This is a genomic window from Hydrobacter penzbergensis (assembly GCF_900106985.1).
GTDB lineage: Bacteria > Bacteroidota > Bacteroidia > Chitinophagales > Chitinophagaceae > Sediminibacterium > Sediminibacterium magnilacihabitans.
The window spans coordinates 27092-39523 of sequence record NZ_FNNO01000015.1 but is presented as its reverse complement, the minus strand read 5'-3'; the positions used below and the strand labels follow the sequence as shown (position 1 = coordinate 39523).

Here is a 12432-nt window from a genome sequence, read left to right as displayed (position 1 = left end):
TTTGTGGTTTTTGATTGGAACGATAAGCTTCCCTTCAAATGAGAGCAGAAACACCGGGAAGCCAGTTTTTTATTTTAGAATTATTCATCGGGTAGAATTTGATATGGAGACAAAAAACAAAAAGCGCCGAACAAAGTGGCACGAAAAACGATGATCTAATGGTTAGAAATTAGTTTAAGCGTGCTACACTTTGTATTAGAAATCAATCTGTTGCAGACTTTCTTTCGCAATGATTGATGCCATACAACAATACAATCAAATTTTGACTGATACAAGGGGGAAAACCCCCTATTTGGAGTGGGTGAAACAGGATTTTTTTACACATTTCGGTTTCCGCTCTAAGTTTCGTAGATAAATTTGGATTTACTCTTTTTTGATTTGATCGATGGGTGCCGTGTTCAAATTTGTTTGCAAATAGCAACCCATCTGGGTGGCATTATTTATAAATGATAATGTATGATTTATGGAATCAAATATCACCCCAGATAAAAGCCGGCTCGTTTACAACTTTCTCTGTAATTGTTGAGTTGTAAGGTGGCGACCGAAAGCGCTCGTTATTTAATTAAGATTATAGTCAGGCTTCGTTTTTAAAGACCTATAAAACAAGATAAAAAAGCCTTAATTTTAGTTTAGTGAAACCAATGCTGCTCAATGATTAAGATTGCCTTAGTAGATGATCATCCGGTAACCAGAAGGGGTATTGCTATGCTGATTGAATCGACTGATGAAATTCAGATTGTAATGGAAGCAAGTAACGGAGCAGAACTTTTAAAAAAAATATCTGGTACCTGTATACCGGAAATTGTCCTTTTAGATATTTCAATGCCGGTAATGAACGGTCAACAAACCATGGAGAAATTGTTGTTGTCATATCCGGATATTAAAATTATCGTATTCTCTTTTTACGGCGAAGAGGATATGATCATCAATATGATTGTAAACGGTGCCTGCGGGTATATTAATAAGTCATCTGATCCTTCCGTTATACAGAAAGCGATCGTGTCGGTGCATAAATATGGTTTTTACCTTGGCGACCTTGTTAAAAAGGAGTATTTCCAATTTCGAGAGCATTCTAATAAAAAGACAGGATTTTACGGCAAGAGTATTTTAACAAAGAAAGAAGTTGAATTTATTCAACTTGCCAGTACCGACTTGAGTTATAAAGAGATAGCTGAGAAAATGGGGGTTAGTTTCAAAACGGTAGAAAATTACCGGGACAGCCTGTTTCAAAAGCTTGACCTTAACAGCCGTCCCGTTTTGGTATTATACGGAGTCCTGAACGGAATGATCGCATTCTATCATTGAGATCTAACCTCCCCGATTATTTTTTATTTGCGCCCCCATTTATGGGGGTATTTTATTATCCCTGAAAGCATTGTTTTTTTATTCCAATGACAGGGTAATATTTGTCACGAAAATCGGAAATTCTTGGCATACATTATATTATATATATAACACATGTGTAATTAATTGTTTTATAAATTATTGAAACTGTATTATTACAATGACGTCGGATAGTTTGGTGGTATTATTCACCTAAACTAATTCCAATGACAACAGCACAAGTTCTTCAGAAAAACGGGCGGTTGGTCGGAACCAAACATGTTGACCAACTTATCAGCCGTTACAAAAAAGAAAGATGGGTAGCCAACACCCAATTTTTGGGGAAACCTGATTCTTTAAGCACCTGGTTCGGTATTGAAGAAATCACACAGTTTCTTCGTTTAGCGTCCGAGCACGGGGCGGATGGCATTAAGGTCTACTATGGTGTTTACCCGGAGGATTTCGAAGGGGATATTGAGCTGCGGGGAAGGCAAACTGTGGTTCTGGTGGCTACAAAAGAGAAAAAGACTGAAAATGGTCTTTTTCATAAAAACCTCTATGTGCCTCATAAAGGTGGTGCCGAAATTCTGGCATTCAATTACGGGACAGCCTGTCCTCCCTTTTGTGGCGGAAACGATCCTCTTGGTACGGAAGGCATCCCTTTCGGGCTGGAAATGGAAAGAGTTGGACTGACCATCTTAGAGGACGAAAAGGGGATTAAAGTTATCTAGTTTCCGCCCTAAAATTGAGTAATTTTGCCCCGGCAAAACCGGGGCCTTTTTATGCATTCCATTAACCCTGATCTGTGGATCCTACTAGCTGCAATGATTATTGCTGTTTACACTACTTTCCAACGTAGAGGGATTGAGCGCGTAATAATCTCAATGCTGTTGTGTTTTACTTTCTTTGTAGAAGCCGTCGGCACCTATTATGCCTGGCATAGTTGGAATAATCTTTTATTCATCAATTGCCTTTCAATAGTTGAATTAGCGCTGTATACTTCTTTTTTTTACGTGACATCTGAACCAGGTCTACAAAGAAAGTCAATTCTGTTTTCCGGCTTTTTCATTGCGGGCATATGTATCACTGACATTTTTTTTATTACGGGATATAAAGCTTTTCACACCTATTCCTATGCCCTGTCTGCTGTTTGGCTGATCTTTGTGGGTTTGTGGAAGGTTAAAAATTTCCTTCAAAATGAGAAGAACGAATTGCTGCCGCTAACGAAAGATTTTGTTTTCTGGGTTACTGTTGCGATTCTTTTCTTTTATACCGGATCTCTTTCAGTTGTTGTCGTCCTTAACAGTCTGACCAATTTCTCAAAGGAAATTGTAAGGAATATGCATATCTTATTACTCAATATAAACAGTCTTTACTATCTACTCCTGATAATCGCTTGCTTATGTCCAAAGAGAATCCCGAAATCCTTCTTCAAGCAGTAGTCACTTTTATTGTTGCTGTTTTTTTAATTGGGTTTATACTACTGGTTGTACGACTGATCCAAAGAGGGAAGAGGCTTCAGGAGGAGGAAATCAAGCGGTTTAAAGTAATTCATGAAAAAAAACTGCTTGAGACCCAGATAGAAACCCAGGAAGAGATATTGAAGAATGTCTCCATGGAAATACATGATAATGTCAGTCAGATTCTTCTACTGGCAAATGTAAATCTGTCATTATTTCAATTTGCTGAAACGCCGGAACAATCCTTTTCTCTTATAGCTGAATCTAAAAGACTGATCAGTTCCGCTATGGAAGATTTGTCAGAACTGTCCAGGAATATCCACAGTGACCGAATCAGCGAGATTGGAATAGATGAAGCCATACGAAATGAACTTGATTGGTTGTCAAAAAAAGGGGCAATCAAAACAAATTTTTTTGATGATACTGATGGTAAAACGATCACCCTGCCGAATGAAACGCAGCTTGTTCTTTTCCGAATGCATCAGGAGGCCATTAAGAATATTCTTAAGCATGCAGAAGCCAAGACGGTTAGCTATCTGTTCGAATCCGTTCCCGGTGGGATAACGCTTACTATTGAAGATGATGGTAAAGGGTTTGAGCCGGAGACCGTGAAAAATGGCATCGGGTTGAGGAGCCTGCATTCGCGTGCTGAGTTGATTAAAGGGTCTATACAGATAAAGTCCAGCGTTGCGGAGGGTACCCATATTTGTATCTTTATTCCATTTGCCGAATAGTATGAAAAGAAAAATATCTGTCGCAATTGCTGACGATCATTTGATGCTTCGCAAGGGGGTTGTCAGTTTGTTGCGATTAGAGTATGATTTTCAGCTTTTGTTTGAGGCAGATAACGGAAGCCAGGTTGTCAGCGAACTGACCAACAGGAAGATACCGGATGTATTGATCCTTGACATCAATATGGGGGAGGGGAAGGATGGTTTTGAGACGGCGCAATGGGTCACTAATCATTTTCCGCAAATTAAAATCCTGGCATTGTCGATGTATCAAGACGAGACCTCAATATTGAAAATGATTCAGGCCGGCGCTAAAGGTTTTATTACTAAAAATGAAGACCCCCTGAATCTTATCTTGGCCATCCGCCAGGTATTTAACAACGAAGTGTATCTTCCTGCTGCACTATCCAAGAAGATATTCCAGGGGATTCAAGATAATGTTCTTGTGCCCGCGGGGGCTTCTCCGGTATTGACGGAAAGAGAAAGAAAGTTTCTATCACTGCTACGCCTCTCATTCACGTATAAGGAGATTGCCGATAAAATGCATATAAGTCCGCAAACCGTCCATGACTACCGAAAGAATCTCATAAAAAAATTAGCAGTAAAGGGTAAAGTCGGTCTGGTGGTCTACGCGACAGAAAATGATATTTAACTTCATCATCTGAAGAAAAGTGGGCTCTATTGTTCTTTCTGTGGATGAAGTCTACAATAAAAAAGTATGTGGTTGATGGGCAACGTTTGATACCTTTGCGATAGTCCTTTTAAACACATTTTTACCTGTGACGCAGGGCTTGAGTTCAGTGCCTGAGCTTATGCAAGTCGCTAGTTAATAATATTTTATAACTAATTTCGAATCTTGTCTTCCCGACTTCGCCCGCCAAAGCTTTAGCGACGGCGGGCTTTTCTTTTTTTAGACACACTGTTATTTAGGCGGGCTTCGTCGGGCGAGGCCCAGCAAGGGTTCGATATTTGTACGGGGTGGGTGAGTGAAGGAAGGATCAAACGAAAGTTTGGTCTTTTTTTATTTTGGTATGTCAGTGATGAAAAAGCAGTCTGAGACCTTAACTCGCCTGGGTATCAAGGAAAAGTACAGATGGATGAAAGCGGAAGACATGGAAGTTACTGCTGAATCTGTAAAGCAAACTTTCCTCGGCGAGGATGTAGCCCAAAAGGGCAAACAACTCTTTGACCTGCTGGATTACTTTGCCAAGATTTAAGAGACCAAACTAAAAAACGGCGGCTTCAAGAATTACAAGACAACGATCGCCATATTAAGGTGTTTGCGCAAGCCAGGTTTGGCGACAAGCCGGTCTATTTAAAACAGGCGGATATACAGTTTGCGACCGATCTGGAATCCTACATTCGTAATAAGCCGCTGAAGGACTACGACCCCTGTCTGGGAAAAGGTGTTGCTCAGGTTATATTGGGAAAGACGAAAAGCCGGAAATAATCCTTAACGCGATACAAAAGGAAGTCAACCAAAATAAGACATTTTTCTTACCCAAGAATAGAGTTAATGTACCGGGTGGGTCTCGAAAGTATTCCAGACGACATTCATTCTTTGGCAGAGAATGCCTGACAGACAAGGAGATCGTTTTCCTACGACATTGTGCCACTGATCTGGGATATAGAGAAATCTCGGTTATCATGAATGTCAGTCTAAAGACTGTGGAGAATTATCGAGATAGCTTATACAATAAACTAAATGTTCATAACAGATCCGCACTTGTTCTGTTTGCTATCACTTCTGGGATCGTAAATATTTGTTAACGATTTTCTGCCAATATTTTTTTTGAATTATGAGCCTTTTATCTGAACAGGTAGATAAGTATCTATTACAATTTATTCATTCGCTTTTGACGTTGTTTTAAAAATAGAATTGCACCGCCTCTGCCAAAAGGGCTAAGAGAAAGTTCTTTTGAGTCTAGACTATTGACTATATAACAATCGGTGTATCCGATTTTAATTTCTTTCAGATGGAGATAGTATGAACTATCTTCTGCAATTCCACTTCTGCTAGAATCGCAATCTTTTAACTGGTTCGTAAAAGTATATTTCCATTCAATAAGACCTCCTTCGGAAAAATACAGGGTACATGTGCCGTTAGGCCGAAAGACAAATTTTTGCTTCGCTTTTTCAGATATCCATGTTCCTGTAATAAGTTTTTTTTCTTTAAGATATTGTGCAGAAAGCTTCGTATTAAATAAGAGTACAACTAAAAGTAAAATCAATGAATTTAATCTAAAATTCATATTTGTATTTTTTATAGGGCGATAAATCATTGTTTGTTAAATATTAATAACCCTCCTGCCCCTACGGGTCTAATTGAAAGTATTGAACTAATGCCATTAATTACATAGCAGTCGGTTGAATTAGTCGAGTCATCCGTCAATTGGAGGTAGTCGGTCTCTTGACTTTCATTCACATCTACTTCCACTCCACATTGTGTATCGACAACGTTTGATACCTTTGCGATAGTTCTTTTAAACACATTTTTACCTGCGACGCAGGGCTTGAGTTCAGTGCCTGAGCTTATGCAAGTCGCTAGTTAATAATATTTTATAACTAATTTCGAATCTTGTCTTCCCGACTTCGCCCGCCAAAGCTTTAGCAACGGCGGGCTTTTCTTTTTTATCTGCTTTCCAACAATATTTTTTCTTTCTGAATCTGCTTCTGCAATATTTCCGTACATGTTTCATATTGCCATCACAATATTGAATAAATGTACAATTATGAAAAAGAACCTCTTCAGAAAAGTACTCAAGTACACATTGATACTGCTATTCTTGTCTTTCGGAACGTTACTAGTACATATTTACCTGGTAACCAGGGTTAAACCGCCTGATAATAATACACTTATTATGGCTAGGATTGATATTAAACAGCCAATCGATCAGGGAGATGCGGATAAAATAACGAATTGGATGTATGGCCAGAAAGGGGTAGATCATGTATTTTGTAATACGCAGAACGGCATTGTCATATTTACATTTTTCCCAATCAAAACAAGTGGGGATGCAATTGTCGCCAATTTTAAAAAATCACTGCATTACAAAGCTGAAAGATATCTTCCTACACAAGAAGAAATGAGTACCGGTTGCCCGGTAGCAGCTTCGGGATCACACAAGCTTTATAACTATATCAAAAAAATTCTTTAAAACATAAAAAAGTAACCAATGAAAAAGATGACAGTTTTTTTAGTTTTCTCTACCCTGTGCATTGCCTTTCTGGCGATTCAGGCTTGCTCCAAGAAAAACGATGCGATGGCAGCAGCACCCATGCCTACACTTTATGATTCTCTGGGGGGAACCACGCTGGTTGCAGATCCTAAACAGCAAGGTACCCAGATCGAAAAGGGGCGTCTGCTTATCCGTACGATTGTAGACAGTACAATCTTTGTTATTGCGGCAGATAGTAAGATCAATGGCTTTTTCAAAGTTCTACTGGCAGAAGTTACTTCAGGCAATACCAGTGGATTTACGGCATTGAGTAAGAACCTGACAGACTTTGTTTGTGTGGGAACCGGGGCAAAAAACTTTAGTTATGGTGGAAAATCAATGGTGGCTGCCCATGACCCTGCTCAAAATCCCAGGATGAATGGTAAGGCTGGGAATGCAGACATGGACCAGTTTGAGACAGATCTCTTTATGGGAGCCAATAAAGCCGGGGTGCCTTCCAATACACCAGCCTTGGTAAGCGTGGGGAAAATTGTTGAATCATTGCGGGGAGCAGTTGTTCAGAAATAATAAACATTATTCGCTCTAACTGAACGTTTATCCCGGAATTATCGGGAACTGCCATATATTTACTTTGAAAGTCCTGCTATTGACAGCGAACACGCAAAATACGGAAACAGAACTTGTTGCATCGCTAAAGAACAAAGATCGACAAGCATTTAATTATCTTTACGATAATTACGCCGGAGCTTTATATGGTGTTATTATTAAAATACTGGATAAGCAGGAAGTGGCCAGCGATATATTGCAAGAAGTGTTCGTTAAGATATGGCGTAACATTGACAGCTACGATGCCGGAAGAGGCAGGCTATACACCTGGATGTTGAATATTGCCCGTAATGCAGCGATTGATACATTGCGATCGTCGGGATACAACCAGGAAAAGAATACCCAGTATTCCAGTGATAACATGTCTGCACATGAAAGCAGGTTATCGATATCCATGAAGACCGATCATATCGGTTTAAAGCAATTACTGCTTGTTCTTAAAGAGGAGCACCGTCAGGTTATTGATCTATCATATTTTAAAGGCTATACACAGGAAGAGATCGCGAAAGAACTTGACATTCCTCTTGGAACTGTAAAGACAAGATGCAGGAAAGCTTTGCTACAATTAAAGGATATAATGAAATCATAATGAATTGAATATCGAGGACTACATATCATCCGGGGTAATAGAAGCATATGTTTTAGGTGTAGCTTCACCTGAAGAAATGCATCAAATAGAGTTGATGGCATCTGAACACCATGAAGTAGCTATGGCTATTTCAGCATGCCGAGAACAACTGGAACAATATGCTACATTGTACAGCCAGGCACCACCTGATGATATGAAAGAGCAGATATGGTCGGCTTTGCAACAGAAAGAACTACCTGCAACAATAAGTAATCAGAATAAACACACGGACGCTTACCCTATTTCAGATACTAATAAGCCCGGCAGGGTTGTTTCAATGTATCATTTATACAGGGCCGTAGCTGTTGTATTATTAATTACAAGTATGGTATTCAACTTGTTATTGTTGATGAAAGATCGTGCATCTAAACAGGAATTGGCCGGTCTGAAAGCAGAACAGGAAAAAATGAATCTGCTGTTAAGTCCTGCGGTGAAATCGATTCCATTGGCTGGGGTTGGTGCACATAGCGCTAATACCGTTATGTTGTTCTGGAACACGCAAAACAAAGAAGTCTATCTTTCTCTCAAAGACCTTCCCACCCCGCCAATCGGCAAACAATATCAACTCTGGGCCATTGTTGACGGTAAGCCCATAAATGCAGGCGTATATGCTTTAAACAGCCATGCATTGATACAAAAAATGAAAGTGATTGATCGCGCACAAATGTTTGCAATTACCCTTGAAAAGCAGGGTGGTAGCGATCAACCTACCCTTACCGAGATGTATGTAGCCGGGAAAGTTTGATGTGTCCTGATTTTTTTTAGAAAGCAATATTCATTACGAATATTGCTTTTTTATTATCGGGGATAAAACCATCAAGATATTATCTGCGTAAATGAATATAATCAAATTAAAATCATTTATGAAATTATTGAAACACAAGTCCCTGTTGCTGATTGCAGTAACGATGATGACTTTCTCATTGAGCAATGCTTTTGCACAGGATAGCAAAGCAGTTATGGTAGGTGGTGCACCAATGTATCCTACCAAAAATATTATTGAAAATGCCGTCAATTCCAAAGATCACACCACGTTGGTGGCGGCAGTAAAAGCTGCTGGTCTCGTAGAAGCGCTTTCTGGTGCGGGCCCTTTTACTGTTTTTGCACCTACGGATGAAGCCTTTCAAAAGCTGCCTTCAGGAACAGTTGACAATCTTGTAAAGCCGGAAAACAAATCCACGCTCACTGCTATCTTAACCTATCATGTGATTCCCGGTAAGATGGACTCGAAAGAGTTGCGTAAGAAGATCAAAGAAGGACACGGAAAGGTGATGTTTACCACGCTTCAGGGAGAGCAATTGACTTTTACAGAAAAAGGGAAAAAACTATGGGTAATTGATTCCAAAGGTAATAAAGCAGAAATAACAATTGCAGATGTGTATCAGTCAAATGGCGTCATTCATGTGATTAACACTGTTTTGATGCCATAGTGTGTAATGATGTGAATAGGGAGGATATGTCGATGAGATGATCATTTTTCAATGGCTGGCAAATCAATACATTTAAATGCCGGGTGGTGAATAACTGCCCGGCATTTAAATTTTAACTTAATTCCTTTTGTAGCCTTTTACTTCTTTTGGCAAATCTTGAATGCGTATTAATAAAGGTGTAATGGGTTCGCCCTGAGTTTGTGCTGACTCATAAAAGCTGGATATATATAAAATATTTATAAGCAATCGATTGTCTGTGCCCTGCAAGCAAATGATTGGTAAAAAAAGCGTATTTTTTAGCACTGATTCTACGATAAAGACTGCCAGATGAAATTTCTTTTTACAAAGAAAAAATATGTTATTACCGGAATTACCGTTATTGCAGCAACGGGTTGTATCTTTTTGCTGTCGCCCACTAAAAGGATAGATTTTAATACAGAAGTAAAACCCATCCTCAATAAAAAATGTATTTCCTGTCACGGTGGTGTCAAAGCCAAGGGCGGATTCAGCGTATTGTTCCGCGAAGAGGCATTGGCTAAAACAGAGTCTGGCAACCCTGTTATTATTCCCGGTGATCCCAACGAAAGTGAAATGATCCGCCGGCTGACTTCCAAAGACCCGGAAGAAAGAATGCCCTATAAACATGAAGCCCTTAGTAAAAATGAGATACATATCCTGAAAGAATGGATCAGGCAAGGGGCTAAATGGGGTGATCATTGGGCCTACCTTCCCGTACAAAAAACGGATGCCCCTGATATCGCCAATAACTGGATACACAATGATGTAGATAAATTCATTTATGCCAAACTGAAGGAGGAAAAATTACAACCTGCTGCCCAGGCAGATAAAGCTACCTTGTTAAGAAGGGTAAGTCTTGATCTGATTGGCAGGTATCCAACGCAGACGGTTGCAGAACAATACCTGAAAAGCAATAATGATAAAGCATACGAAGTGTTGGTGGACTCGCTGCTTGCTTCACCGCATTTTGGAGAACGATGGGCTTCCCTTTGGCTGGACCTGGCGAGGTATGCCGATACCAAAGGATACGAAGCCGATGGAGGCCGTTCTATCTGGAAGTACAGGGACTGGCTTATCCATGCTTTCAATGAAGACAAACCATACAACCTTTTTATTACGGAACAAATTGCCGGCGATCTGTTGCCAGATCCTACCGATGCACAATATATTGCTACTGCTTTTCACCGGAATTCAATGAACAACGATGAAGGCGGAACCGATAATGAAGAGTTTAGAACAGCCGCAGTGATAGACCGGGTGAACACTACCTGGGAATCGTTGATGAGCACCACTTTTTCTTGTGTACAGTGCCACAGCCACCCTTATGATCCGTTTCATCATGAAGAATATTATCAATTCCTGGCTTATTTCAACAATACCCGTGATGAAGACGTGCCCGGAGAACATCCCTTACTACGTGAGTACAACGATACGATGCAACAAAAATTAAAGGCAATTACTGACTGGACAAAGAAATATGCATCGGAAACAGAAGCTAGTAATCTCAAAAAATTCCTGCGCACCTTACAGCCATCGGTAAATTCTACAACAGCCGATAGCTTGAAAAACGCTGTGATTGCAAACCACAATATTCAATTGATCATTCGCAATCATGCAGTAGCCAGGCTTAAAAAAATCGACTTACAACAAAAGAACCTGCTGGTTTGTAAGCTCTACACTAATAACCGATCAGGTACATTGAAGTTGCATGTAGATGCGCCGGACGGACCTTTACTGGCTTCAGTAGTATTAAAAGCTATACCTCAATGGCGGTATGAATACATTCACCTCTCTTCGCAAACAGGTGTGCACGATGTGTATCTTACTTACGAAAATCCCACACTGCCTGCGGATAATAAATCATTTGCCGTATCCTTTGACTGTTTTGGCTTCATTGAACAATTGCCTGGTAAATCGGTGCCAGGTTTTGTAAAAATCGAACAATCCTTTCATGAACTCCTTGATGCCAAAGTAACCACAACACCTGTAATGGTAGAGAATCCATCCTGGATGTGGCGGAAAACGAATGTGTTCATACGGGGCGCCTGGACCAGTAAAGGAAAAGAAGTGGAACCGGCCGTGCCAAAGATATTTGCATATGCCATGCCTGCCGGAGCTCCCAAGAACCGCATGGGTTTGGCCATGTGGCTGACCGATAAAAGAAACCCGTTGGTTTCCAGAACGATCGTAAACCGTTTATGGGAACAGCTTTTCGGTACCGGTATTGCAGAAACGCTCGAAGACCTGGGTACCCAGGGAATACCACCTACTCATAAAGAGCTGCTGGATTTTCTCTCCTGGAAGCTGATGAATGATTACCACTGGAGCCTCAAGACCTTACTGAAAGAACTGGTGATGAGTGCTACTTATCGGCAAGATTCGAAACTGAGTAATGAAGTAAAAGAAAAAGATCCGTTCAATAAATATTATGCACGCGGACCAAGGGTACGATTAAGCGCGGAACAACTGCGTGACCAGCATTTGTGCATCAGTGGTATGATGAGTGATAAAATGTATGGTCCGGGTGTGATGCCCTGGCAGCCAGAAGGGATATGGCTTTCACCCTACAATGGCGCAAAATGGATCAACAGCAAAGACGAGGACCAGTACCGCAGGGCAGTGTATACTTATTGGAAACGCACCGCGCCGTATCCCTCCATGATTACATTTGATGGTGTGCCGCGTGTATTGTGTACAGCCCGCAGAATCCGCACCAACACGCCGTTGCAGGCATTGGTAACAATGAACGATTCTGCTTACCTGGATATGGCAAGACATTTTGCATACCGTATGCAAGAGGAAGCGGGTAAAAAAACAGAGCAGCAGATCATGAAAGGATATGAACTCATGTTGTATAAACCCATCAGCCAGGCGAAGCTGAGCCTGTTCAAAGGCTTGTACGACAGAGCCTTGAGAGATTTTAAAAATGATCGGGACAAGACCTGCGAGATGATCGGCATGAATGATCAACACAACAACCCTGAAACAGCAGCACTGGTTGTAGTAGCGAATGCTATGCTGAATCTCGATGAAATAGTGACGAAATGGTAAACGAGC

14 protein-coding genes are annotated in these 12432 nt (G+C 40.6%); 13 read left to right on the top strand and 1 reads right to left on the bottom strand.

Annotated features, from left to right (window positions below):
* Nucleotides 1–651 precede the first annotated feature (651 nt).
* The 7 genes from BLU98_RS14285 to BLU98_RS18145 all read left to right on the top strand — a co-directional run bounded on the left by BLU98_RS14285 (nucleotide 652) and on the right by BLU98_RS18145 (nucleotide 5284).
* Complete coding sequence (locus BLU98_RS14285; protein WP_092725911.1) at nucleotides 652–1305, top strand: response regulator transcription factor; 654 nt, start codon at nucleotides 652–654, stop codon at nucleotides 1303–1305.
* Nucleotides 1306–1550: 245 nt separating this feature from the next.
* Complete coding sequence (locus tag BLU98_RS14280; RefSeq protein WP_092725909.1) at nucleotides 1551–2054, top strand: hypothetical protein; 504 nt, start codon at nucleotides 1551–1553, stop codon at nucleotides 2052–2054.
* 51 nt (nucleotides 2055–2105) lie between these two features.
* Nucleotides 2106–2765, top strand: a complete 660-nt coding sequence (locus BLU98_RS14275) for a hypothetical protein (RefSeq protein ID WP_092725907.1) — start codon at nucleotides 2106–2108, stop codon at nucleotides 2763–2765.
* Entirely contained in the window at nucleotides 2726–3517 is a 792-nt protein-coding gene (locus tag BLU98_RS14270) for a sensor histidine kinase (RefSeq protein ID WP_092725905.1), read from the top strand. The genes BLU98_RS14275 and BLU98_RS14270 overlap by 40 nt, the downstream gene beginning before the upstream one ends.
* A gap of 1 nt (nucleotide 3518) precedes the next feature.
* Nucleotides 3519–4166 (top strand): response regulator transcription factor, encoded by a 648-nt coding sequence (locus BLU98_RS14265; protein WP_037361193.1) that lies wholly within the window; start codon nucleotides 3519–3521, stop codon nucleotides 4164–4166.
* Nucleotides 4167–4545: 379 nt separating this feature from the next.
* Complete coding sequence (locus BLU98_RS17905) at nucleotides 4546–4731, top strand: hypothetical protein (protein WP_092725903.1); 186 nt, start codon at nucleotides 4546–4548, stop codon at nucleotides 4729–4731.
* Between the two features lie 175 nt (nucleotides 4732–4906).
* Complete coding sequence (locus BLU98_RS18145; protein WP_092725898.1) at nucleotides 4907–5284, top strand: response regulator transcription factor; 378 nt, start codon at nucleotides 4907–4909, stop codon at nucleotides 5282–5284.
* Nucleotides 5285–5349: 65 nt separating this feature from the next.
* On the opposite strand, the gene BLU98_RS14250 is transcribed toward BLU98_RS18145, so the two are convergent.
* Nucleotides 5350–5766 (bottom strand): hypothetical protein, encoded by a 417-nt coding sequence (locus tag BLU98_RS14250; protein ID WP_092725895.1) that lies wholly within the window; start codon nucleotides 5764–5766, stop codon nucleotides 5350–5352.
* Between the two features lie 480 nt (nucleotides 5767–6246).
* Between BLU98_RS14250 and BLU98_RS14245 the strand changes: the two genes are divergently transcribed.
* From BLU98_RS14245 to BLU98_RS14220, 6 genes are all read left to right on the top strand, one after another.
* Complete coding sequence (locus tag BLU98_RS14245) at nucleotides 6247–6672, top strand: hypothetical protein (protein WP_139173953.1); 426 nt, start codon at nucleotides 6247–6249, stop codon at nucleotides 6670–6672.
* An 18-nt stretch (nucleotides 6673–6690) separates the two neighbouring features.
* Nucleotides 6691–7260, top strand: coding sequence for a globin family protein (locus BLU98_RS14240; RefSeq protein ID WP_051348002.1), 570 nt, complete (start codon nucleotides 6691–6693; stop codon nucleotides 7258–7260).
* 64 nt (nucleotides 7261–7324) lie between these two features.
* Nucleotides 7325–7888 (top strand): sigma-70 family RNA polymerase sigma factor, encoded by a 564-nt coding sequence (locus BLU98_RS14235; RefSeq protein ID WP_257575008.1) that lies wholly within the window; start codon nucleotides 7325–7327, stop codon nucleotides 7886–7888.
* 94 nt (nucleotides 7889–7982) lie between these two features.
* Nucleotides 7983–8672 (top strand): anti-sigma factor, encoded by a 690-nt coding sequence (locus BLU98_RS14230; RefSeq protein ID WP_257575007.1) that lies wholly within the window; start codon nucleotides 7983–7985, stop codon nucleotides 8670–8672.
* A 118-nt stretch (nucleotides 8673–8790) separates the two neighbouring features.
* Nucleotides 8791–9357 carry a fasciclin domain-containing protein gene (locus BLU98_RS14225; RefSeq protein ID WP_092726025.1) on the top strand — a complete coding sequence of 189 codons (567 nt, stop codon included), beginning with the start codon at nucleotides 8791–8793 and terminating at the stop codon, nucleotides 9355–9357.
* A gap of 327 nt (nucleotides 9358–9684) precedes the next feature.
* The gene (locus BLU98_RS14220; protein WP_092725885.1) at nucleotides 9685–12426 is read left to right on the top strand and encodes a DUF1553 domain-containing protein; all 2742 of its coding nucleotides are present in this window, start codon (nucleotides 9685–9687) and stop codon (nucleotides 12424–12426) included.
* Nucleotides 12427–12432 lie beyond the last annotated feature (6 nt).

Excerpts from the sequence above, each read along its gene's own strand:
- BLU98_RS14285 (WP_092725911.1), top strand. The coding sequence starts at position 652 with ATGATTAAGATTGCCTTAGTAGATGATCATCCGGTAACCAGAAGGGGT.
- BLU98_RS14280 (WP_092725909.1), top strand. The coding sequence starts at position 1,551 with ATGACAACAGCACAAGTTCTTCAGAAAAACGGGCGGTTGGTCGGAACC.
- BLU98_RS14275 (WP_092725907.1), top strand. The coding sequence starts at position 2,106 with ATGCATTCCATTAACCCTGATCTGTGGATCCTACTAGCTGCAATGATT.
- BLU98_RS14270 (WP_092725905.1), top strand. The coding sequence starts at position 2,726 with ATGTCCAAAGAGAATCCCGAAATCCTTCTTCAAGCAGTAGTCACTTTT.
- BLU98_RS14265 (WP_037361193.1), top strand. The coding sequence starts at position 3,519 with ATGAAAAGAAAAATATCTGTCGCAATTGCTGACGATCATTTGATGCTT.
- BLU98_RS17905 (WP_092725903.1), top strand. The coding sequence starts at position 4,546 with ATGTCAGTGATGAAAAAGCAGTCTGAGACCTTAACTCGCCTGGGTATC.
- BLU98_RS14250 (WP_092725895.1), bottom strand. The coding sequence starts at position 5,766 with ATGAATTTTAGATTAAATTCATTGATTTTACTTTTAGTTGTACTCTTA.
- BLU98_RS14245 (WP_139173953.1), top strand. The coding sequence starts at position 6,247 with ATGAAAAAGAACCTCTTCAGAAAAGTACTCAAGTACACATTGATACTG.
- BLU98_RS14240 (WP_051348002.1), top strand. The coding sequence starts at position 6,691 with ATGAAAAAGATGACAGTTTTTTTAGTTTTCTCTACCCTGTGCATTGCC.
- BLU98_RS14230 (WP_257575007.1), top strand. The coding sequence starts at position 7,983 with ATGGCATCTGAACACCATGAAGTAGCTATGGCTATTTCAGCATGCCGA.
- BLU98_RS14225 (WP_092726025.1), top strand. The coding sequence starts at position 8,791 with ATGAAATTATTGAAACACAAGTCCCTGTTGCTGATTGCAGTAACGATG.
- BLU98_RS14220 (WP_092725885.1), top strand. The coding sequence starts at position 9,685 with ATGAAATTTCTTTTTACAAAGAAAAAATATGTTATTACCGGAATTACC.